Annotated in this window: 23 protein-coding genes and 1 rRNA gene (1 of these 24 cut by a window edge); 15 read left to right on the top strand and 9 right to left on the bottom strand. The window is 71.2% G+C overall.

What is annotated here, in order from left to right; genetic code table 11:
- Positions 1-24 precede the first annotated feature (24 nt).
- Positions 25-486 (top strand): hypothetical protein, encoded by a 462-nt coding sequence (locus SVTN_RS41920; RefSeq protein WP_078908258.1) that lies wholly within the window; start codon positions 25-27, stop codon positions 484-486.
- On the opposite strand, the gene SVTN_RS08715 is transcribed toward SVTN_RS41920, so the two are convergent.
- Positions 380-1,144 carry a FadR/GntR family transcriptional regulator gene (locus tag SVTN_RS08715; RefSeq protein WP_245727879.1) on the bottom strand — a complete coding sequence of 255 codons (765 nt, stop codon included), beginning with the start codon at positions 1,142-1,144 and terminating at the stop codon, positions 380-382. The genes SVTN_RS41920 and SVTN_RS08715 overlap by 107 nt on opposite strands.
- Positions 1,145-1,217: 73 nt before the next feature.
- On the opposite strand from SVTN_RS08715, the gene SVTN_RS08710 reads away from it, so the two are divergent.
- The 4 genes from SVTN_RS08710 (at position 1,218) to SVTN_RS08700 (ending at position 3,523) form a co-directional block, all read left to right on the top strand.
- Complete coding sequence (locus tag SVTN_RS08710) at positions 1,218-2,495, top strand: CynX/NimT family MFS transporter (protein WP_041128552.1); 1,278 nt, start codon at positions 1,218-1,220, stop codon at positions 2,493-2,495.
- Positions 2,496-2,512: 17 nt separating this feature from the next.
- Positions 2,513-2,629: an SGM_5486 family transporter-associated protein gene (locus SVTN_RS46120; protein ID WP_256341457.1), complete on the top strand. Its 117-nt coding sequence runs from the start codon at positions 2,513-2,515 to the stop codon at positions 2,627-2,629.
- Positions 2,630-2,765: 136 nt separating this feature from the next.
- Positions 2,766-2,969, top strand: coding sequence for a hypothetical protein (locus SVTN_RS08705; RefSeq protein ID WP_041128551.1), 204 nt, complete (start codon positions 2,766-2,768; stop codon positions 2,967-2,969).
- 35 nt (positions 2,970-3,004) lie between these two features.
- Positions 3,005-3,523 carry a SixA phosphatase family protein gene (locus tag SVTN_RS08700; RefSeq protein WP_041128550.1) on the top strand — a complete coding sequence of 173 codons (519 nt, stop codon included), beginning with the start codon at positions 3,005-3,007 and terminating at the stop codon, positions 3,521-3,523.
- 133 nt (positions 3,524-3,656) lie between these two features.
- On the opposite strand, the gene serB is transcribed toward SVTN_RS08700, so the two are convergent.
- A complete protein-coding gene (serB, locus tag SVTN_RS08695; RefSeq protein ID WP_041128549.1) occupies positions 3,657-4,874 on the bottom strand; it encodes a phosphoserine phosphatase SerB in 1,218 nt (405 codons plus the stop codon).
- A gap of 208 nt (positions 4,875-5,082) precedes the next feature.
- Here serB and SVTN_RS08690 point away from each other — a divergent pair, with 208 nt between their 5' ends.
- The gene (locus tag SVTN_RS08690; protein ID WP_041128548.1) at positions 5,083-7,653 is read left to right on the top strand and encodes an ABC transporter ATP-binding protein/permease; all 2,571 of its coding nucleotides are present in this window, start codon (positions 5,083-5,085) and stop codon (positions 7,651-7,653) included.
- Between the two features lie 70 nt (positions 7,654-7,723).
- Here the strand turns inward: SVTN_RS08690 and SVTN_RS08685 are convergent, their stop codons facing one another.
- From SVTN_RS08685 to SVTN_RS08675, 3 genes are all read right to left on the bottom strand, one after another.
- Positions 7,724-8,524: a transglycosylase SLT domain-containing protein gene (locus SVTN_RS08685; protein ID WP_041128547.1), complete on the bottom strand. Its 801-nt coding sequence runs from the start codon at positions 8,522-8,524 to the stop codon at positions 7,724-7,726.
- A 289-nt stretch (positions 8,525-8,813) separates the two neighbouring features.
- Positions 8,814-10,088: an S-adenosylmethionine:tRNA ribosyltransferase-isomerase gene (locus SVTN_RS45410; protein WP_041128546.1), complete on the bottom strand. Its 1,275-nt coding sequence runs from the start codon at positions 10,086-10,088 to the stop codon at positions 8,814-8,816.
- Positions 10,088-10,783 (bottom strand): SDR family NAD(P)-dependent oxidoreductase, encoded by a 696-nt coding sequence (locus tag SVTN_RS08675; protein WP_041133708.1) that lies wholly within the window; start codon positions 10,781-10,783, stop codon positions 10,088-10,090. The genes SVTN_RS45410 and SVTN_RS08675 overlap by 1 nt, the downstream gene beginning before the upstream one ends.
- A gap of 180 nt (positions 10,784-10,963) precedes the next feature.
- On the opposite strand from SVTN_RS08675, the gene SVTN_RS08670 reads away from it, so the two are divergent.
- The 3 genes from SVTN_RS08670 (at position 10,964) to SVTN_RS08660 (ending at position 13,157) form a co-directional block, all read left to right on the top strand.
- Complete coding sequence (locus SVTN_RS08670; RefSeq protein ID WP_041128545.1) at positions 10,964-12,109, top strand: GAF domain-containing sensor histidine kinase; 1,146 nt, start codon at positions 10,964-10,966, stop codon at positions 12,107-12,109.
- Entirely contained in the window at positions 12,102-12,746 is a 645-nt protein-coding gene (locus SVTN_RS08665; protein ID WP_041128544.1) for a response regulator, read from the top strand. The genes SVTN_RS08670 and SVTN_RS08665 overlap by 8 nt, the downstream gene beginning before the upstream one ends.
- Before the next feature lie 165 nt (positions 12,747-12,911).
- Positions 12,912-13,157 carry a chaplin gene (locus SVTN_RS08660; protein ID WP_041128543.1) on the top strand — a complete coding sequence of 82 codons (246 nt, stop codon included), beginning with the start codon at positions 12,912-12,914 and terminating at the stop codon, positions 13,155-13,157.
- A gap of 128 nt (positions 13,158-13,285) precedes the next feature.
- Here the strand turns inward: SVTN_RS08660 and SVTN_RS08655 are convergent, their stop codons facing one another.
- On the bottom strand, positions 13,286-14,077 hold the full coding sequence (locus SVTN_RS08655) for a hypothetical protein (RefSeq protein WP_041128542.1): 792 nt from the start codon (positions 14,075-14,077) through the stop codon (positions 13,286-13,288).
- A 135-nt stretch (positions 14,078-14,212) separates the two neighbouring features.
- Here SVTN_RS08655 and SVTN_RS08650 point away from each other — a divergent pair, with 135 nt between their 5' ends.
- The 4 genes from SVTN_RS08650 (at position 14,213) to SVTN_RS08635 (ending at position 17,423) form a co-directional block, all read left to right on the top strand.
- On the top strand, positions 14,213-15,010 hold the full coding sequence (locus SVTN_RS08650; protein WP_041128541.1) for an ABC transporter ATP-binding protein: 798 nt from the start codon (positions 14,213-14,215) through the stop codon (positions 15,008-15,010).
- 76 nt (positions 15,011-15,086) lie between these two features.
- A complete protein-coding gene (locus SVTN_RS08645) occupies positions 15,087-15,515 on the top strand; it encodes an NfeD family protein (protein ID WP_041128540.1) in 429 nt (142 codons plus the stop codon).
- Between the two features lie 103 nt (positions 15,516-15,618).
- Positions 15,619-16,557: an SPFH domain-containing protein gene (locus SVTN_RS08640; protein WP_041128539.1), complete on the top strand. Its 939-nt coding sequence runs from the start codon at positions 15,619-15,621 to the stop codon at positions 16,555-16,557.
- Positions 16,558-16,649: 92 nt separating this feature from the next.
- On the top strand, positions 16,650-17,423 hold the full coding sequence (locus tag SVTN_RS08635) for a sulfite exporter TauE/SafE family protein (protein WP_174518243.1): 774 nt from the start codon (positions 16,650-16,652) through the stop codon (positions 17,421-17,423).
- Positions 17,424-17,532: 109 nt separating this feature from the next.
- Here SVTN_RS08635 and SVTN_RS08630 read toward each other — a convergent pair whose 3' ends face one another.
- The 3 genes from SVTN_RS08630 to SVTN_RS08620 form a co-directional block, all read right to left on the bottom strand.
- On the bottom strand, positions 17,533-18,039 hold the full coding sequence (locus SVTN_RS08630; RefSeq protein WP_041128537.1) for an HNH endonuclease: 507 nt from the start codon (positions 18,037-18,039) through the stop codon (positions 17,533-17,535).
- Between the two features lie 170 nt (positions 18,040-18,209).
- Positions 18,210-18,743 (bottom strand): YbhB/YbcL family Raf kinase inhibitor-like protein, encoded by a 534-nt coding sequence (locus SVTN_RS08625; protein ID WP_041128536.1) that lies wholly within the window; start codon positions 18,741-18,743, stop codon positions 18,210-18,212.
- A 45-nt stretch (positions 18,744-18,788) separates the two neighbouring features.
- Positions 18,789-19,571: a sporulation protein gene (locus SVTN_RS08620; RefSeq protein ID WP_041128535.1), complete on the bottom strand. Its 783-nt coding sequence runs from the start codon at positions 19,569-19,571 to the stop codon at positions 18,789-18,791.
- 78 nt (positions 19,572-19,649) lie between these two features.
- Between SVTN_RS08620 and SVTN_RS08615 the strand changes: the two genes are divergently transcribed.
- Both SVTN_RS08615 and SVTN_RS08610 read left to right on the top strand, forming a co-directional pair.
- The gene (locus SVTN_RS08615; RefSeq protein ID WP_041128534.1) at positions 19,650-20,312 is read left to right on the top strand and encodes a DNA-3-methyladenine glycosylase; all 663 of its coding nucleotides are present in this window, start codon (positions 19,650-19,652) and stop codon (positions 20,310-20,312) included.
- Between the two features lie 497 nt (positions 20,313-20,809).
- Positions 20,810-21,064: ribosomal RNA gene (locus SVTN_RS08610) — 16S ribosomal RNA — on the top strand; it runs 1,271 nt beyond the window's last position.

The following is a 21,064-nucleotide window of genomic DNA, read 5'->3' as shown; positions in this document are numbered from 1 at the left end:
TGCTGATGGGGAGGAGGTACGGGCATGCGCGCGATACGTCACGGCTTCGGGGCGATCGCCTCCGTCGCCGTTCTGATCACCGGGACAGCCGTCGCCGCCGAGGTACGGGCCGCTCCCGCCCCCACCGAGGAGCTCCCCGTCACCGCCCCGGCGACCGAGGAGCCGGAGAACTTCGGAGCCTCCTGCCGCACCGTCGTCGAGGGCTCCCGCGTCACCGCCCACTGCGGCAACCCCTACCCCCGCACCGACCGGATCCGCCTCCACGTCGAGTGCGACCGCTGGTGGGACGTCGACACCGACAGCGCCCCCGTGGAGGTCGGACCCGCCGACTACGCCCAGGTCACCGGCCGTTGCTGGAAAGAGGTCCGGTCCGCCTGGGTCACGCACGAGCCGGCGGATCCGGCTCCTGCTTCCCCCGCTCCCGGATCTCCTCCGGTAGGGGACTCGCTTCCTGCGCCGGGTCCGCTTCCGGTACGGGGCTCCTGAGGCACATGAAGGCGTAGCCGGCCGCCTCCGTGCCGGCCCGCTCGGCATCGCCCCCGCGGATCGCGTCCACCAGGCGCGCGTGGTCCATGTGGTTCTCCGGCCGCAGCACCTGCCCCACGTCGTCGCGCAGCCAGTCCCGCAGCAGATCGCCCAGGTCCGCGTAGAGCTCCGTCAGCACCTCGTTGCCCGAGGCGGCGACGACCGCGTGGTGGAAGGCCGAGTCGGCCGTCACGAACCGCTCCGCGTCCCCGGACTCCCACGCCTCCTCGCGGCGCCCGAGCAGGGCGTCCAGCTGCTTCAGGTCCCGCTCGGTGCGCCGCCCGGCCGCGAACCGGGCCGCGGCGGACTCGAGGGTCGAGCGCAGCTCGGCGACGTGCCGGGGGTCGGAGCCGGCGAAGCGCCGGTGCATCACGCCCGCCAGCTCGCTGGTGGCGACGACGTACGTCCCCGAGCCCTGGCGGATGTCGAGCAGGCCGTTGTGCGCGAGCGCGCGGACCGCCTCGCGGACCGTGTTGCGGGCGACGCCCAGCTGCTCGACCAGTTCGGGTTCGGTCGGGATGCGCGAACCCACGGGCCACTCGCCGGAGGTGATCTGGTTCCGCAGCTCGGCGATCACCTGATCGGAGAGACCGGTGCGCCGGGGGTGACCGAGGGCCATGGAACGCCTTCCCATGAGTTCAAGTTGGTTCGAGATTGGACAACCAATCATCCCATGATTCTATGATGGCCTCATGCCTGACGAGCCGAAGACCCTCGACCTTGCCGCACGACCGGCGGAAAACAGCGCACAACCGGCCTCGGCACGCCGCTGGCCCCTCGGCCTCGTCGCCGTCGGACTCGTCCTGGCCGCCCTCAACCTGCGCCCCGCCATCACCAGCCTCGGCGCCCTCCTCGAAGAGGTCAGCGAAGACCTCCACATGAGCGGCAGCGTCGCCGGCGTCCTCACCTCCGTCCCCCCGCTCTGCTTCGCGGTCTTCGGCATCACCGCCCCCCGCCTCGCCCGCCGCTTCGGCCCCGCCGCCGTCGTCTGCGCGGGCATGGCCGCGATCTTCACCGGCCTCGTCCTGAGGCCCTTCGCGACCGGCACCGCCGCCTTCCTCGCCGCCAGCGCCCTCGCCCTCATGGGCATCGCCGTCAGCAACGTCCTGATGCCCGTCATCGTCAAGCGGTACTTCCCCGACCGCGTCGGCAGCATGACCGGCCTCTACTCCATGGCGCTCGCCCTCGGCACCTCCATCGCCGCGGCCGCGACCGTCCCCATGACCGACGCCCTCGGCGGCGACTGGCGCCTCGGCCTCGGCGTCTGGGCGGTCCTCGCCGCGCTCGCCGTCCTGCCCTGGATCCCGTTCCTGCGCGACCGGGGCAGCGACACGGCCCTCACGGCGACCCCGGAAGCGGCACCGCAGGCCCCGGCGTCACAGGCCCCCGCGCCGCGCATCACCCGCAGCCGCACCGCCTGGGCGCTCGGCGTCTTCTTCGGCCTCCAGGCCACCGGCGCCTACATCACCATGGGCTGGATGCCGCAGATCTTCCGCGACGCCGGCGTCCCCGCCACCACCGCGGGCGTGCTCCTCGCCGTCACCATGGTCATGGGCGTCCCGCTCGCCTTCGTCATCCCCCGCCTCGCGACCCGCATGAAGAACCAGGGCCCGATCGTCGTCGCCCTCGGCCTGTGCGGACTCACCGGCTACACCGGACTCTTCCTCGCCCCCGCCTCCGGGGCCTGGGTCTGGGCGGTGCTCCTCGGCGTCTCCAACTGCTCCTTCCCGCTCGCCCTCACGATGATCGGCATGCGCTCGCGCACCGGCGCCGGCGTCGTCCGGCTCTCCGCCTTCGCGCAGAGCGTCGGCTACCTGATCTCGATCCCCGGCCCCCTCCTCGTCGGCGTGCTCTACCAGCACAGCGGCGGCTGGGGACTGCCCGTCGTGCTCATGGGCGGACTGATGGTGCCGCAGATGATCGTCGGAACCCTGGCCGGCCGGGACCGGACGGTCGAGGACGAATGCTGAGATGCGAGACTGTTCCCATGCCAGTCCTCGAACCCAATCCCCAGAACGGCCAGAAGAAGCTGCTCCTCGTGCTCGGCGCGATGCTCGGCATCACGGTCGTCATCGCCGTCATCGCCTCCTTCGCCTCCCCCTGAGCTGGGGACAACCCCCGCATCCCCTAGGGGGCGGACCTCAGGGTGAAGTGGGTGGATCACCTGATGGGCCGGAGGACGCGCGATCCGTACGTTGGTGACAACGGCGAAAGCACGGAACTCACCCACGGAGGCGGCCATGTCGGCCCCCACGCACCCCGGCATCCGGACCACGACCACCGGCGTCGACACCCGGCTGCCCTGGTGGGCCCTCGCCCTCCCTGCCGCCGCCTTCCTCGCCCTCCTGGTGCTCATGGCCGGGTCGGGTGGGGCGCAGGCGACCACGGGTGAGCTCGCGGTCGGCCGGGTCCTGGAGCACCTCTGGCAAACCCTCCCTCTCTGAGTCGGAGTGGCCTGTTTCGTGCGAAGCTGTGGACCATGAGCGTCGATACACCCCGCAGCATCGTGCTCCTCCGGCACGCGAAGGCAGACTGGAACGACGAGTCCGACCACGAGCGACCCCTCGCCGAGCGAGGCCGCAAGGACGCCCCGGTGGCCGGCCGCAAGCTCGCCGACAGCGGCATCACCTTCGACCTGGCCCTCTGCTCGACCGCCCTCCGCACCCGCGAGACGTGGAAGCTGGCCGTCCACGAGCTGCCCGTGCGCCCCAGGACGGTGTACGAGGAGCGGATGTACGAGGCCTCCCTCGGCGAGCTCATCGCCCTGGTCAACGAGACCCCGGACACCGTGAACAACCTCCTGCTCATCGGCCACAACCCCGGCATGCACGCGCTCGCCGACGCCCTCGCGGGCGAGTCCGAGGGCGACCTCCTGCCCCGGATGAACCGCAGCGGCTTCCCGACCTCCGCCTTCGCCGTCCTCACCTTCGACGGCTCCTGGAAGTCCGTGGAGCACGGAGTGGGCAAGCTCGTCGACTTCTGGGCCCCGCACGCCTGACCCCGCACGCATGATTCCGTACGCCTGATCCCGTACGCGTGACTCCGTACGCCTGATCCCGTACGCGTGACTCCGTACGCAGCAGGGCCCGGGTGTCGTCCGACACCCGGGCCCTGCGCCGTACTCCCGCCGCTCAGTGCGGCAGATCGTCCTCGCCGAAGTCCGCGGCCTCGACCTCTTCGCGCGTGATGCCGAGCAGGTACAGCACGGTGTCCAGGAACGGCACGTTCACCGCCGTGTGGGCCGCCTGGCGCACCACCGGCTTCGCGTTGAACGCCACCCCGAGCCCGGCCGCGTTCAGCATGTCCAGGTCGTTGGCCCCGTCGCCGATCGCCACCGTCTGCGCCAGCGGCACCCCCGCCTCCGAGGCGAACCGGCGCAGCAGCCGCGCCTTGCCCGCCCGGTCGACGATCTCGCCGGTGACCCGCCCGGTGAGCTTCCCGTCCACGATCTCCAGCGTGTTGGCCGAGGCGAAGTCGAGCCCCAGCCGCTCCTTCAGATCGTCGGTGACCTGCGTGAACCCGCCGGAGACGACACCCACCTGGTAGCCGAGCCGCTTGAGCGTACGGATCAGGGTCCGGGCGCCGGGCGTCAGCCGCACCTCGGCGCGGACCTTGTCGACCACCGAGGCGTCGAGGCCGGCGAGCAGCTCCACGCGCGCGTGGAGCGACTGCTCGAAGTCCAGCTCACCGCGCATCGCCGCCGCGGTCACCTCGGCGACCTTGTCCTCGCAGCCCGCGTGCGCGGCGAAGAGCTCGATCACCTCGTCCTGGATCAGGGTCGAGTCGACGTCCATGACGACGAGCCGCTGGGCCCGCCGGTGCAGCCCGGCGGAGACCACGGCCACGTCGACGCCGACGCTGTGCGCCTCGGTGGCCAGCGCGGTCCGCAGCGGCTCGGTCTCGCAGCCCGAGACGGCGAACTCCACCGCAGTCACCGGGTACTTGGCGAGGCGGAAGATGCGGTCGATGTTGCCGCCGGTCTCCGCGATCCTGGCCGCTATGGCCGCCGTCTGCTCCGCGGTGAGCGGGTGGCCGAGCACGGTGACGTGCGAGCGTCCCTCACCACGGGGACGGTTGTCGCCCGTGCCGGAGATGATCTCGGCCTGGAGCTTCAGCGACTCGGCCCAGCTGTGCACGGTGGCCCTGAGTTCGCCCGCCGAGGCGACGGTCGGCTCGGTGACGAGCGCGCACAGGACGAGGCGGCCGCGGGAGACCACCTGCTCGATGTCCACGACGTCGACGGAGTAGGCGGCGAGGGTGTCGAAGAGTCCCGCGGTGATCCCGGGACGGTCCTTCCCGAAGATCTTGACGAGAAGGGTGGGAACGTCTGAGGTCTGCGATGCGCTCATGGTGGTTCCACCGTATCGGGCACCTGGTGCCCCCCGACCCCCCGTCCCGCCCTGCGGACACCCGAGTGGTCCAGAGCTTGCCCGGGGCTCGTCCCGAAGGTCTTCACGCGGCCCGACTTTCCTGGACGGGACCGGGCCTGAAATAGTTCCCCAGGATGATTCGCCATCCCTGGACTCCCGAAGACGGGGGTACATCGGGGGACAAGTAGTGGGGCATGGAGTGCCAGAACTCGTACTGGAATTGAACGGCAGGACCTGGACGCTCGATCCGTCCCGGTCGTACACCCTGGGCAGGGACCCGCAGGGTGACCTGGTCATCGACGATGCCAGGGTCTCGTGGCGCCACGCCACCATCAGCTGGGGCGGCCGGAACTGGGTCATCGAGGACCACGGCTCCACGAACGGCACCTTCGTCCAGGGGCAGAGGGTCCACCAGGTGGAGATCGGCCCCGGTTCGGCCGTACACCTGGGCAACGCCACCGACGGGCCGCGGCTGAACCTCGCCGCCACCGGCGCGGCCGCCCCGCAGCAGCAGGCGCCTCAGCAGCAGGCCCCGGTCCAGCAGGCCCCGGCCCACCAGCCCGTCGGCGCGGCCGCCGCCCAGGCCGACTGGGCCACGCACCAGGCGCCGCCGCAGCAGGCGCCGCAGCAGAACTGGCAGCAGCCGCCCGTACAGCAGCCGCCCGTCCAGCCGCAGGTCCCGCACCAGCAGGGACCCGCCCAGGGGCACCCCGGTGGCGCCGCGGGGGCGCCGTCGCCCTACGGCGACCACCGCAGCCCGACCACCTTCTACCAGCTGGACCTCGGCCGCGTGATGCGCATCGGCCGTGCCCTCGAGAACGAGTTGGTCGTCTCCGACCTCCAGGTCTCGCGGCACCACGCCGAGTTCCACGCGACGCCCGACGGCCGCTTCGAGATCCGCGACCTCGGCTCGCACAACGGCACGTACGTCAACGGCCAGCCGATCCCCAAGGGCGGCACGGCCCTCCTCGGCCCGCAGGACATCGTCGGCGTCGGCCACTCGACCTTCCGCATCGTCGGCGGCCAGCTGGAAGAGTTCGTCGACACCGGCTCGGTCTCCTTCTCGGCCCGCCACCTCACGGTCACGGTCGACGGCGGCAAGCAGATCCTCAAGGACGTCACCTTCGGCGTCCCGGAGAAGTCGCTGATCGGCGTCATCGGCCCGTCCGGCTCCGGCAAGTCCACGCTGCTCAAGGCGCTGACCGGCTACCGCCCGGCCAACGAGGGCGACGTCCTCTACGACAACCGCAGCCTCTACAAGCAGTTCGCCGAGCTGCGCCAGCGCATCGGTCTGGTCCCGCAGGACGACATCCTGCACAAGGAGCTGACGGTCCAGAAGGCGCTGCGCTACGCGGCCAAGCTCCGCTTCCCCGGCGACACCGCCGCGGCCGAGCGCGAGGCCCGCATCGACGAGGTGCTGCGCGAGCTCAAGCTCGACATCCACAAGGAGAAGAAGGTCACCTCCCTCTCCGGTGGCCAGCGCAAGCGCGTCTCCGTCGCCCTGGAGCTCCTCACCAAGCCCTCGCTGATCTTCCTGGACGAGCCGACCTCCGGCCTCGACCCGGGCATGGACCGCGACGTCATGCAGCTGCTCCGCGGCCTCGCGGACGACGGCCGCACGGTCCTCGTCGTCACCCACTCGGTGGCCGAGCTGGGCCTCTGCGACAAGCTGCTCGTCATGGCGCCCGGCGGCTCCGTGGCGTACTTCGGCCCGCCGGAGGAGGCGCTGAACTTCTTCGGCTACTCCACCTGGGCCGACGTCTTCTCCGCCTTCGAGAACTACCGCGACTACGACTGGGCGGGCCGCTGGAAGGGCTCGCAGCACTACCAGATGTACGCCGCGGACATCGACGCCGTCGCCGCGCAGCCCGTCCAGATGCCGCAGCAGGCGATGGCCAGGCCGCCGAAGCCGCAGGGCTGGGGCTCGCAGCTGTGGACCCTGATCCGCCGCTACGTCTCCGTCATCGCCTCCGACAAGGGCTTCATGGCCCTGATGGTGATCCTGCCGGCCGTCCTCGGCGCGGTGTCCGTCGTCATCCCCGCCGACTTCGGCCTCGGCAAGCCCACGCCGCCGTCCCGGTTCAACGGCGACGCCGGCACGATCATGCTGATCCTCGCGGTCGGCATGTGCTTCTCCGGCGCGGCCAACTCCGTCCGAGAACTGATCAAGGAACGGGTCATCTACGAGCGGGAGCGCGCCGTCGGCCTGTCCCGCTCCGCGTACCTGATGTCCAAGGTCATCGTCCTCGGTGTGATCACGGCCTTCCAGGGCGTGATCATCTGCGGCATCGGCTTCTCCACGCGCGCGCTGCCCGAAGAGGGCCTGTTCATGCCGCCGGCCGTCGAGCTGTGCGTCCAGGTCATCGCGCTCGGCCTGACCTCGATGATGGTCGGCCTGGTCATCTCCGCGCTGGTGAAGACCGCCGAGAAGACCATGCCGCTGCTCGTCATGTTCGCGATCATCCAGGTCGTGTTCACCGGCATCCTCTTCCAGGTGTACGGCTCGCCCGGCCTGGAGCAGTTCGCCTGGCTCATGCCCTCCCGCTGGGGCATCGCCGGCGCCGGCACCACGCTCGACCTGGCCCACCTGATGCCGCCGTGGGACCACAAGGACCCCACGAACGTCGACTCGCTGTGGGAGCACACGGCCGGCCAGTGGAGCCTGGACCTCGGCATCCAGCTGCTCATGGCGACGGTCTGCTGCGTCCTCGTGGCGCGGCTGCTGCGCCGCCACGAGCCCGAGGTCATGCGCAAGTAACGGCCGAGGCGGTACGCCCGAGGGCGGCACCCCGCACGGGGGTGCCGCCCTTCGGCGTGTCCGAGGAGACTCAGTACGCGCTGTTGACGTTGTCGATCGAGCCGTAGCGGTCGGCCGCGTAGTTGGCGGCGGCGACGATGTTGGCGACCGGGTCGTACTGGTCGAACTTGGTGCCGGGGATGTGGTACGCCTTGAACGTCGGGTAGATCACCTGGAGCAGGCCCTTGGACGGGACGCCGTTGATGGCGTTGATGTCCCAGTTGTTGATGGCGTACGGGTTGCCGCTGGACTCGCGCATGATGTTCCGGTGCAGGCCGTTGTAGGTGCCCGGGATGTTGTGCTTGTCCATGATGTAGAGCGCCTCGCGGATCCAGCCGTCGAGGTTGTTCGCGAAGACCGGCTTGCGGGCGACGGAACGGTTCGCGGCGGCCTTCTCGGCGGCGCGCTTCTTCACGGCGGCCTTGGCCTTCGCCTCGGCCACGGCCTTCGCCTTGGCCTTGGCCAGGGCGTCGGCCTTCGCCTTCGCGGCGGCCTCGGCCTTGGCGGCGGCCTTGGCCTTGGCAGCGGCGGCGGCCTTGGCGGCGGCGGCCTTGGCCTTCGCCTCCGCCTCCTGCTTGGCCTTCAGGCTGATCGCGTCCTGCTGCTTGTCGAGGCTGGCGGCCAGCGCCTTCGCCTGCGGGCTGTTCGCGTCGTACGACCAGGCGACCTGCTGGGTGCCCGAGAGAGCCTGCGGCTCGGTCTCGGTGGTGCCGTGGTTGCCCGGCACGAGGGAGAGCGTGATGGCTGCGGCGCCCAGAGCGGCGACGCCGGCGATCGTGGCCTTGTGGGTCTTCTTCAGACCACGACTGTGGCCAGGGGTGTTCGCAGACATGCAGGACTACCTCTTCGAATCGCTGGGGGTCGCTCGGCCGGGGCGGCGCTGCGCCTGCTCGGCGGCGACGGGGGCAATTCTTAGCGGCAGCAAAATCCTGTGGCAAAGGTGTGACGTACGATCCCGGGTAGTGGATCAGGGGCTCGTGCACGGGCCACACGATGCCCCCTGTGGCCCGATTCATCCGCCCATATCGGGCATCACGGCGTCCACTAGGGGGCTTCGTAAGTGATGTGGGTCCTATGCGCGGCCTCACATCGGGCGCGTAACAAACTCACCGATCGTTGCGTCAGCAATGCGGAGGGTGAGGCCCCTCCTCCGGGAGGAGGAGATGGACGTCGCCGAACTCGTGCCAGAGGTAGCGGCCCCGCACCGCGGCGGCGTACGCGCTCCGCAGCGCGGGCCGCCCGGCGACCGCCTCCAGCATCAGCAGATGCGAGGCCTCCGGCTCGTGCAGCCCGGTGAGCAGCCCGTCCACGACGCGCACCCCACGCGCGGGAGTCACCACGAGATCGGTCCACCCCCGCACGGCCCGCACCACCCCACCGGACCCCGCACCCGTCCCCTCTCCCGGCCCACCGGCCCCCACGGCCCGCACTGAGCCACCGGACCCCGCACCCGTCCCCTCTCCCGGCCCACCGAGCCCCGCACCCGCCCCCGGCCCACCGGACCCCGCCCCGCTTGCCCCCGGCGCACCCCCCGGGCGGCTGCCCGCCGGGCCGGGCCCCGTCCGCCCGGCCGGTCCGACCGCCGCCGACTCCAGTGCCCGCACCACCGTCGTCCCCACCGCGATCACCCGGCCGCCCCCGGCCCGCGCCGCGTTCACCAGGGCCGCCGTCGCCGCCGGGACCTCGAAGCGCTCCGGGTACGGCGGCTCGTGCGCCTCCGCCGACGCCACGCCCGTATGAAGGGAGAGCGGAGCGATCCGTACGCCCCGGTCGACCAGCTCCGCCACGAGACGGGCCGTGAAGGGCCGCCCCGCGCTCGGCATCTCCGCCGAGCCCGACCCGTCGGGGGAGGGCCGCGCGAAGACCGTCCGGTACGCCGACAGGGGCTGGTCCCGCTCCGTGTACCCGTACCGGATGGGCCGCCCGTACCCCCCGAGCAGCCCCGGCACGTCCACGCTCACCCGCGCCCACCACAGCCGCCCGCTCCCGGGCACCAGCGGACCCGCGAGCACGAGCCGCCCCCCTCCGGGCAGCCGTACGACCGCCCCCGCCGGCCCGCCCCCACGCGGGCGCGTACTGCCCGACGGCTCCGGAGTCCGCAGCTCCACGGCCCACCGCCCGTCGTCCCCGCGGGTCGAGAAGTGCACCACCACCGGCTCCCCGCCGGGCTCGGGGCCGAGCCGCCCGTCCACGGCCGCCGCCAGCGTCGTCGACGTGTTGACGACGAGCACGTCCCCGGCCCGCAGCAGCACGGGCAGCTCCCTGAAGGAGTGGTGCGACACCGCCTCGCCCCGCGACACGAGCAGCCGTACGTCGTCCCGGCCCCGCCCGGGCCCCCGCTGCTCGGCCGGCACCCGTGCCGACAGCTCCGTCGGCACCCGCACGGCCAGTGCCATCACGCCTCCAGGAAGGCCGGCGCCGAGTACCGGCCGCTCGCCGGCCGCTCGTCGAGCAGCCGCAGGAAGACGGGAGCGACCTCGGCCGGAGCGGGCGTCCCCGACAGGTCCTCGCCGGGCTCCGCCGCAGCCAGCATGTCCGTCCGCATCCCGCCCGGGTCCACCCACCAGACCCGCAGCCCCGGCTCCTCCACCGCGAGCACCGCCGACAGCTGGTCGAGCGCCGCCTTCGTCGCCCCGTACGCGCCCCAGGTCCGGTACGCCTCCGCCGCCGCGTCCGAGCTCAGATTGATCACCGCACCGGCGGGCGCCGTGCGCAGCAGCGGCAGCGCCTCCTGCAGCAGCCCCAGCGGAGCCACCACGTTGACCTCCAGGGCGGCCCGGAACCCGTCGAGGGAGTGGCTGTCGAGCGGTACGAGCGGCTCGGCGCCCAGGATCCCCGCGTTGTTCACGAGCAGATCGAGCCCGCCGAGCTCCCGCGCCGCCGCGACGAGCTTCGCCCGGTGCGCCGCGTCCGTCACGTCCCCCGCCAGCCCCACCACCCGGGCGCCACGCGCGCGTGCCGCCGCCGCGCTCTCCTCCAGCACCTCCGCCGTACGGGCGTCGAGCACCAGGTCCCAGCCCCGCCCGGCAAGCGCGGCGGCCAGCGCCCGCCCCAGACCCCTCGACGCCCCCGTGACGATCGCGACAGCCATGACGTCCATCCCCTCTCCTACGGATCCTCCGGATGGCTCCACCCTCCGTCCGCGCCCCCGCCACCCGCCTCGTCCCCGGGCCCGGACCGCCGAGGGCACTTCGACCTAGGTCCCGGGACCTGCTCCGCCCTCGTCCTCAGCCGGATACGGACCGTCACACCCCGCCGGTACCGTGAACACATGAGCCATCGACCGAGCTCCGGCCTGGCCGCCGTGAGCACCGCCCTCCTGGCGATGAGCCGCCACCTGGAGGTCCGCGACGTCCTCAAGACGATCGTGGCCTCCGCCCGCGAGCTGCTCGACGCCGAGTACGCGGCCCTGGGCGTCCCCGACGACCACGGCGGCTTCGCCCAGTTCGTCGTCGACGGCGTCAGCGACGAGCAGTGGAAGGCGATCGGCCCCCTGCCCCGCCAGCACGGCATCCTCGCCTCGATGCTCCACAGGGCCGAGCCCGAGCGGCTCGCCGACGTCCGCAAGGACCCCCGCTTCGAGGGCTGGCCGGACGCCCACCCCGAGATGTCCGACTTCCTCGGCCTGCCCGTCAGGGACGGCGACGAGATCCTCGGCGCCCTCTTCCTCGCGAACAAGCGCTGCCCCAAGCCCGACGGCGGCTGCGGGTTCACCGCCGAGGACGAGGCGCTCCTCTCGATCCTCGCCCAGCACGCGGCCATCGCCCTGACCAACGCCCGGCTGTACGAGCGCAGCCGTGAGCTCACCATCGCCGAGGAGCGCTCCCGCCTGGCCCACGAGCTGCACGACGCCGTCAGCCAGAAACTGTTCTCGCTCCGGCTGACCGCCCAGGCCGCCGCCGCCCTCGTCGACCGCGACCCGGCCCGCGCCAAGGGCGAGCTCCAACAGGTCGCCGCGCTCGCCGCCGAGGCCGCCGACGAGCTGCGCGCCGCCGTCGTCGAGCTCCGGCCCGCCGCCCTCGACGAGGACGGCCTCGTCCACACGCTCCGCACCCAGATCCAGGTCCTCGACCGCGCCCACTCCGCCCGGGTCACCTTCGAGAGCCCGGGGACCCGGGCCCTGCCGGCCGCCCAGGAGGAGGCCGTCCTGCGGGTCGCCCAGGAGGCCCTGCACAACGCCCTGCGGCACGCGGACGCGAAGCTCGTCGCGGTCTCCCTCACCCGCAGCGGCCAGGGCGCGCGGCTCACCGTCACCGACGACGGCAAGGGCTTCGACCCGCGTACGGTCCGCAGCGCCGGCCGCCACCTCGGCCTGGTCTCCATGCGGGACCGGGCGAGCGGTGTCGGCGGCAGACTCACGGTGACCTCGGCCCCGGACCGGGGCACCACGATCGAGATGGAGGTCCCCGGTGGCTGACAAGCCCATCCGCGTGCTCCTGGTCGACGACCACCAGGTCGTCCGCCGGGGCCTGCGCACCTTCCTGGAGGTGCAGGACGACATAGAGGTCGTGGGGGAGGCCTCCGACGGCGCCGAAGGGGTCGACAGGGCCGAGGAGCTCCGCCCCGACGTGGTCCTCATGGACGTCAAGATGCCGGGCACGGACGGCATCGAGGCGCTCAAGCGGCTCCGTGAGCTCGCCAACCCCGCCAGGGTCCTGATCGTCACCAGCTTCACCGAGCAGCGGACGGTCGTCCCCGCGCTCCGCGCCGGAGCCTCCGGATACGTCTACAAGGACGTCGACCCCGACGCCCTGGCCGGCGCGATCCGCTCCGTCCACGCGGGACACGTCCTGCTCCAGCCCGAGGTCGCCGACGCGCTCCTCGCCCAGGACGACTCCCACGGGGGCACGGGGCGGGGCCCGTCCCTCACGGAGCGGGAGCGCGAGGTCCTCGGCCTGATCGCTGACGGCCGGTCCAACCGGGAGATCGCCCGCGCGCTCGTCCTCTCCGAGAAGACGGTCAAGACGCACGTCTCGAACATCCTGATGAAGCTCGACCTCGCGGACCGCACCCAGGCGGCGCTCTGGGCGGTGAGACACGGCCTCACCCCCTGACACACCACGGACACGCGCCGTTCACGCGCCGGGGCGCACGACCGTTCAGTCCTTCATACCGTCGTGTGGATGTCCCCCGTTCGGCGCAACCCGACGGGAGCCACGGCGTTCTCCATGGCGTGCTGCGGCGGACCGGCCGCAGCGATGACCAGGAGGAAGTACCAAGTGAAGAACCTCAAGAAGGCCGCTGCCCTCACCCTCGTCGCCGGTGGCATCGTCGCCGCCGGTGCGGGTGTCGCGTCCGCCCACGGCGGCGCCGACGCCACGGGCAAGGCCCTCAACTCGCCGGGCGTCGCGTCCGGCAACCTGGTGCAGGTCCCGGTCCACGTCCCCGTGAACGTCTCCGGCAACACGGTCAACGTGATCGGCCTGCTCAACCCGGCCTTCGGCAACAGCGCCTACAACGGCTGACCACCCCACACGACCCCCGGCCCCCGGACGATCCCCCGGGGGCCGGGGGTTCGCCCCGTTGTGGGCATGCGTTCCGCCCCGGCGGAACGCATGCCCACACGGGCGCGGGTCCCGGCGCGGCACCCGCCTCAGAACCCCCGCTCCCGCTCCCGCTCCTCCACATACGCGTTGTACGCCGCCACCTGCGCCCGCCGAGCCACCCGCTCCACCGGCCGCAGAGCATCGCCCCGCGCCGCCATCTCCGAGGCGCTCACCGCACCCCCGTGCCCGTGGTCGTACGCCAGGTTCACCAGCAGCCCGATCCGCTGCGCCAGCTCGAGCACCCGCACCGCGCGCGGCGGATATCCGGGCGCCAGCACCTCGCGCCCCACCTCCGCCCGCGCCCGGTACGCCTCGCGCGCCGCGTCCGCCGCGGGCCCCGAGGCCGCCACGTCGAGCCGGGTCAGGACCGCCGTCGCGTCCCGCAGCGCCTCCGCCAGCTCCCGCTCGGCCTCGCCCAGCGAGGGCACATCGGCGGGCGGAGCCTCCCGTACGGCCAGGCAGTGCCAGACCACCGAGACGTGCACGTCACCGGCCGGACCCGCCTCGGTGACCTCCGGCACGAGACCGTACGGCGCGCCGAAGCCCACCACCGCCTCCTCCGCCTCCAACGCGCGCGCGTTGAAGTCCGGCGGCCCGCTCAACCCCAGCGGATGCCCCGGCGCCGGCAGCGCGACCCGCCACCCGGTCACCCCGAGCCGCCGCAGCCGGCCCAGCGCGAGCGTCAGCCCCACCGGCCCCGCCTCACCCGGCAGCCCCTCCACGCGGTGCACCGCGTCCTCACCGACAATCGCCGTCGCCGCCTCGTCGGGCGACACCGCCCCGGCCAGCAGGGCATTGCCCCAGGCGGCCAGACGTCCTGAGCGTGGTTCCGAAAGCATCCCCCCAGACTAAGGACTCAAAGGAAGCCCTACGGACCGGTCCGCTCCGTCGATAACGTAGGTTTTCCCCTGGACGCCGCGCCCACCGGTGCAAGGCGACGACACGACTCGACCGCAAGGGGAGACAACGCGCTCATGAGCGATGTACTGGAGCTGGTGGACGTATCCGTGGTCCGCGACGGACGGGCTCTGGTGGACGAGGTCTCCTGGTCGGTCAAGGAGGGCGAGCGCTGGGTGATCCTCGGACCCAACGGCGCCGGCAAGACCACCCTTCTGAACATCGCCTCCAGCTACCTCTTCCCCACCAAGGGCACCGCCCACATCCTGAGCGAGCAGCTCGGCGGCGTCGGCACCGACGTCTTCGAACTCCGCCCCCGCATCGGCATGGCCGGCATCGCGATGGCGGAGAAGCTGCCGAAGCGCCAGACCGTCCTGCAGACCGTGCTCACCGCCGCGTACGGCATGACCGCCACCTGGCACGAGGACTACGACCCGGTCGACGAGGAGCGCGCCAAGGCCTTCCTCGACCGGCTCGGGATGAACGACTACCTGGACCGCAAGTTCGGCACCCTCTCCGAGGGCGAGCGCAAGCGCACCCTGATCGCCCGCGCGATGATGACCGACCCGGAGCTCCTCCTCCTCGACGAGCCCGCCGCCGGCCTCGACCTCGGCGGCCGCGAGGACCTGGTCCGCCGCCTCGGCCGCCTCGCCCGGGACCCGTACGCCCCCTCCATGATCATGGTCACCCACCACGTCGAGGAGATCGCCCCCGGCTTCACCCACGTCCTGATGATCCGCCAGGGCAAGGTCCTCGCCGCGGGACCCGTGGAGACCGAGCTCACCTCCCGCAACCTCTCGCACTGCTTCGGCCTGCCGCTCGTCGTCGAGCGCGTCGGCGACCGCTGGACCGCCCACGGCCTGCCCCTGAAGTGACCGGCAGGGGCACCGGCGACCCGCACAGCCGCCCGCGCCCTGTCCCGGAAGGACCCCACCGCCCTACCATGACCACGTGGACATCGACGCGTGGGTCTGGTGGCTGATCGGCGCGGTGGGGCTCGGCATTCCGCTGGTCCTGACCGCGATGCCGGAGTTCGGCATGTTCTCCGTCGGAGCGGTCGCCGGGGCGGTGACCGCCGCCCTCGGCTTCGGCATCGTCACCCAGGTGCTCGTCTTCGTCGTCGTCTCCGTGGCGCTCATCGCGGTGGTACGCCCGATCGCCGCCCGCCACCGCGCCGGCGGACCCGGACTCGCCACCGGAGTCGACGCCCTGAAGGGCCGTCAGGCCGTCGTCCTGGAGCGGGTCGACGGCCACGGAGGCCGCATCAAACTCGCCGGCGAGGTCTGGTCCGCCCGTACGCTCGACACCGGACAGGCCTTCGAACCGGGCGAACAGGTCGACGTCGTGGACATCGACGGGGCGACCGCCGTGGTCATGTGACGTCATGTGACCGAACCTCGCCCATGACGCTCCGCCATCTGGGAAACTCGATCATCGAAAGCAACCCGGCAGACAACCGGCAGCGAAGGGCACGGGGAACACGATGTCAGCAGTCATCATCGTCCTGATCATTCTGGTGGTGCTCGTCTTCATCGCCCTGATCAAGACGATCCAGGTCATCCCGCAGGCGAGTGCGGCGATCGTGGAGCGCTTCGGCCGCTACACCCGCACGCTCAACGCCGGACTGAACATCGTCGTCCCGTTCATCGACTCGATCCGCAACCGGATCGACCTCCGCGAGCAGGTCGTCCCGTTCCCGCCGCAGCCGGTGATCACCCAGGACAACCTGGTCGTCAACATCGACACGGTCATCTACTACCAGGTGACCGACGCCCGCGCCGCGACCTACGAGGTCGCCAGCTACATCCAGGCGATCGAGCAGCTCACCGTCACCACCCTGCGCAACATCATCGGCGGCATGGACCTGGAGCGGACCCTCACCTCCCGCGAGGAGATCAACGCGGCCCTGCGCGGCGTCCTCGACGAGGCCACCGGCAAGTGGGGCATCCGCGTCAACCGCGTCGAGCTCAAGGCCATCGAGCCGCCGACCTCCATCCAGGACTCGATGGAGAAGCAGATGCGCGCCGAGCGCGACAAGCGCGCCGCGATCCTCACCGCCGAGGGCACCCGCCAGTCCGCGATCCTCACCGCCGAGGGCGAGAAGCAGTCCGCGATCCTGCGCGCCGAGGGCGAGGCCAAGGCCGCAGCGCTCAAGGCCGAGGGCGAGGCCCAGGCCGTCCGCACGGTCTTCGAGGCCATTCACGCGGGCGACCCGGACCAGAAGCTCCTCTCGTACCAGTACCTCCAGATGCTCCCGAAGATCGCCGAGGGCGACGCCAACAAGCTCTGGATCGTGCCCAGCGAGATCGGCGACGCCCTCAAGGGCCTCTCCGGCGCCTTCGGCAACGTGGGCGGCGGCACCCCCGGCTTCAACGTCAAGGACGTACCGTCCGCACGGCGAGACGAACCGACGGTTGAGTGACACGTACACGTAATCCTCGTGCATGATCGGTGCGAGCCCCTCGACCCCGACGACGTCAGGGCGGGGAGGCGACTCACTGACCATGTAAGGAGATGGCGTTGTCCATCTGGGAAGCACTGGCAGTCTTCGCCGCCGGCATCGGCGCCGGCACCATCAACACCATCGTCGGATCGGGAACGCTCATCACGTTCCCGGTCCTCCTCGCGACCGGACTCCCCCCGATCACCGCGAACGTCTCCAACGCCCTCGGCCTCGTCCCCGGCTCCATCAGCGGGGCCATCGGCTACCGCCGCGAACTCAAGGGCCAGAAGGCCCGCGTCCTGCGACTCGGCGCCGTCGCCCTCATCGGCGGCCTCATCGGCGCCATCCTGCTCCTGGCCCTGCCCTCCAAGGCCTTCGACGCGATCGTCCCCGTCCTCATCGGCCTCGCCCTCGTCCTGGTCCTCTTCCAGCCCCGCATCGCCGCCGCCGTCAAGCGCCGCCGCGAACAGACCGGCACCGAGGCCCACCCCGACGGCGGCCCCGCCCTCCTCGTCGGCCTCCTCCTCGCCAGCATGTACGGCGGATACTTCGGCGCCGCCCAGGGAGTCCTCTACCTCTCCCTCATGGGCCTGCTGCTCCACGACGACCTGCAGCGCATCAACGCCGTCAAGAACATCCTCGGCGCCCTGGTCAACGGAGTCGCCGCCGTCTTCTTCCTCTTCGTCGCCGACTTCGACTGGACGGCCGTCCTGCTCATCGCCGTCGGCTCCACCCTCGGCGGCCAACTCGGCGCCAAGGTCGGCCGCAAGCTGCCCCCGACGGTCCTGCGCGGGGTGATCATCGCGGTCGGCATCGTGGCGATCCTCCAGCTGACCCTCGGCTAGCCCCCGAACGGAAGGGCCCGCCTCCCCACCGGGGGAGACGGGCCCTTCGCACGTCTGCGGATCACGCCCCACGAGGACGGATCACGGGCTACGACGCCGGACCACGGCCCTACGCAGCCGAGTTGGCCAGCCACTCCGGCAGCTCCGACCGCTCGCTCGCCCGCATCGCGAGCAGCATCGCGTCCGCCGGCGTCGGCTCGAACGGCTGGTGCAGCAGCGGCATCCCCGCCTGCTCCGGCGTCCGGTCGGCCTTGCGGTGGTTGTCCTCGGCACAGGAAGCGACCGTATTCAGCCAGCTGTCCCCACCACCCTGCGCCCGCGGCACGACGTGGTCCACCGTCGTCGCCCGCCTCCCGCAGTACGCGCACCGGTGCTGGTCCCGGACCAGCACCCCCCTCCTCGACCACGGAGCCTGTCTTCGGAACGGCACCCGTACGTACCGGCAGAGCCTGATCACCCGCGGCACCGGGAGATCGACGGCGGCGCCCCGCACCCTCAGTTCGGGATGGGCCTGCTCGACGACGGCCTTGTCCTGCAGGACGAGCACCACCGCACGGTTGAGTGTGACCGTCGACAGCGGCTCGAAGCTCGCGTTCAGTACCAGCGTGTCCCGCATGTTGCCCACCTCCCGTGTGCCGGCCCCGACCCCGACTTGGGGTTCCGGGCTTGGATCAACGATGGCCGGGCCGGCCGGGTCGGACAACGCAATTTCCTGCGCAACAAAAGATGCCCGCTTCTGATCTCTCCAAGACCAGAAGCGGGCAAACAACTGACGAACGATCGGCCTTACGCGGGATTCTCGTACTCACCCACGAGCTGGGCACGCCCAAGCGTGTGGAAGCGCAGGTTGAACCCGACCGCGGCCGGCGAGGCGTCGGCATCAGGACCGAGCTTCTCCTGATCCACCGCGTACACCGTGAAGACGTACCGGTGCGGCCCGTCCCCCTTCGGCGGGGCGGCGCCGCCGAAGTCCTTCGACCCGTAGTCGTTACGCGCGTGCACGGCACCGGCCGGCAGCCCCTCGAACGACCCGGACCCCGCACCGGCCGGCAGCTCCGTCACCGACGCCGGGATGTCGAACAGCACCCAGTGCCAGAACCCGCTGCCCGTCGGGGCGTCCGGGTCGAAGCAGGTCACGGCGAAGCTCTTCGTCTCCGCCGGGAACCCCTCCCAGCTCAGCTGCGGCGAGGTGTTCCCCTTCGCGTACACCTGAGCGTCCTTCAGGACCCCACCCGGCGCGACGTCGTCGCTCACCACGGTGAAAGCCGCGACCGGCGGATGGAAGTCGTGGGGGAGCGGCGCCCTCTTGCCCTCGGACACGTCGAGTACCTCCGGAATCGTCCGTCAACGCTGACGGAGCCGAGCCTAGAGCCAGTTGCGACGGCCGCCGACCTCGGCGAGCCACTGGTTCAGGTAAGCCGCCCAATCGGTCGTGTGGAAGTCGTGCAGCCCCACCTTGAAGGCACGGAAGGAGTCGCTGCCCTCGGTGAACAGACCCGGCTTCTTGTCCATCTCCAGGACGACGTCCATCTCACGGTCGTCCGCGACGAAGCTGACCTCGACCTGGTTCAGACCCCGGTACTGCTGCGGCGCGAAGAACTCGATCTCCTGGTAGAAGGGCAGCTTCTGCCGCGTCCCCCGGATGTGCCCGCGCTCCATGTCCGCGTTCTTGAACCGGAAGCCCAGCTGGATGAAGGCGTCCAGGATCGCCTGCTGCGCCGGCAGCGGGTGCACGTTGATCGGGTCCAGGTCACCCGAGTCCACGGCCCGCGCGATCTCCAGCTCGGTCGTCACCCCGATGTTCATCCCGCGCAGCTGCTGCCCGGCGATCGTCGTCACCGGCGTCTCCCACGGAATCTCCAGACCGAACGGCACCACGTGCACCGCCCCGGCCTGCACCTCGAAGGCCCCGCCGAGCCGCACCTTCACGAACTCGATGTCCTGCTTGTACTCCTGGTCGCCGCCCTCGACCTCGACCCGCGCTTGCAGACCGACGGACAGCCCCTCGATCTGCTGCGCGACCGAACCGCCCTGGATCCGCACCTCGCCCTGGACGACCCCGCCCGGGACGACGTTCTCCTCGGTGAGCACCGTCTCCACGGTGGCCCCACCGGCACCCAGGCTCGCGAGCAGCTTCTTGAATCCCATGACCAACACTCCTTCTCGGGTCCTGACCCCTACATACGCGCGACGACCGTAGCCGGTTCCCCAGTACGCTCGGACGCCATGAGCGAGAGCCCCGACCGTACGCCGCTCCCGAGGTCCTTCTTCGACCGCCCCGTCCTGGAGGTCGCCCCCGATCTCCTGGGCCGCACCCTCGTCCGCAACACGGACGAAGGCCGGATGGAACTGCGCCTCACGGAGGTGGAGGCGTACGCCGGCGCGATCGACCCCGGCTCGCACGCCTTCCGGGGCCGCACCGCCCGCAACGCCGTCATGTTCGGGCCCCCCGGCCACGCGTACGTCTACTTCACCTACGGCATGTGGCACTGCCTGAACCTGGTGTGCGGCCCCGAGGGACACGCGAGCGGTGTCCTGCTCCGCGCGGGTGAAATCATCGAGGGCGCCGACCAGGCCCGCCCCCGCCGCCGCTCGGCCCGCTCCGACCACGAACTGGCGAAGGGCCCGGCCCGCCTCGCGACCGCCCTCGACGTCGCCCTCTCCCTGAACGGCACGGACACCTGCGCAGGCCAGGACGGACCACTCGCCCTCCTCACCGGTACGCCCCCCACTCCGGACCGCATCAGCAGTGGCCCCCGTACGGGAGTGGGCGGCGACGGCGCCCCGCACCCCTGGCGCTACTGGATCACCGAGGACCCGACGGTGAGCCCGTACCGTCCTCACACACCCCGCAAGCGAAGGCTTGACTCGGCGAGGACGACCGACTAACGTGGCCCGAGCCGCTGGAACCCGGCCTGCTTGTTCAAGCACCCCGGAGCGGCCACCCAACTACTCAGATATGACTGCCCCAACGGGGCTCATTTCGGCATTCCGAAATTCGTTTCGAACTGACTCGATTTGAGCCTCCGGGGAAATCAGCTAAAGTAGTGAACACGCCGGAAGGGCCCGGAGCGAAAGCGAAAGGGACCGGAAAGCACCGAGGAAATCGGATCGGAAAGATCTGATAGAGTCGGAAACGAAGGAAGCGCCCGGAGGGCCCGGAAACGGGAACGAAGGAAGCGTCCGCACCTTGAGAACTCAACAGCGTGCCAAAAATCAACGCCAGATTAGTTGATACCCCGTCCATCTCCGGATGGTCGAGGTTCCTTTGAAAAGTCCACCCCTCGGGGTGGCGACAACACAGCGAGGACGCTGTGGACGGTCGGCCACATTCCGGCATGACCGTCCCGCTCAACGCGAGTGTGCCACCGGATCACCGGTGAACATTCACGGAGAGTTTGATCCTGGCTCAGGACGAACGCTGGCGGCGTGCTTAACACATGCAAGTCGAACGATGAAGCCCCTCGGGGTGGATTAGTGGCGAACGGGTGAGTAACACGTGGGCAATCTGCCCTTCACTCTGGGACAAGCCCTGGAAACGGGGTCTAATACCGGATACGACCCGGGAAGGCATCTTCCCGGGTGGAAAGCTCCGGCGGTGAAGGATGAGCCCGCGGCCTATCAGCTTGTTGGCGGGGTAA

This window comes from Streptomyces vietnamensis (genome assembly GCF_000830005.1).
Classification (GTDB): domain Bacteria; phylum Actinomycetota; class Actinomycetes; order Streptomycetales; family Streptomycetaceae; genus Streptomyces; species Streptomyces vietnamensis.
Note: the sequence above shows the minus strand (reverse complement) of the source record. Positions and strands in the feature narration are given on the sequence as shown.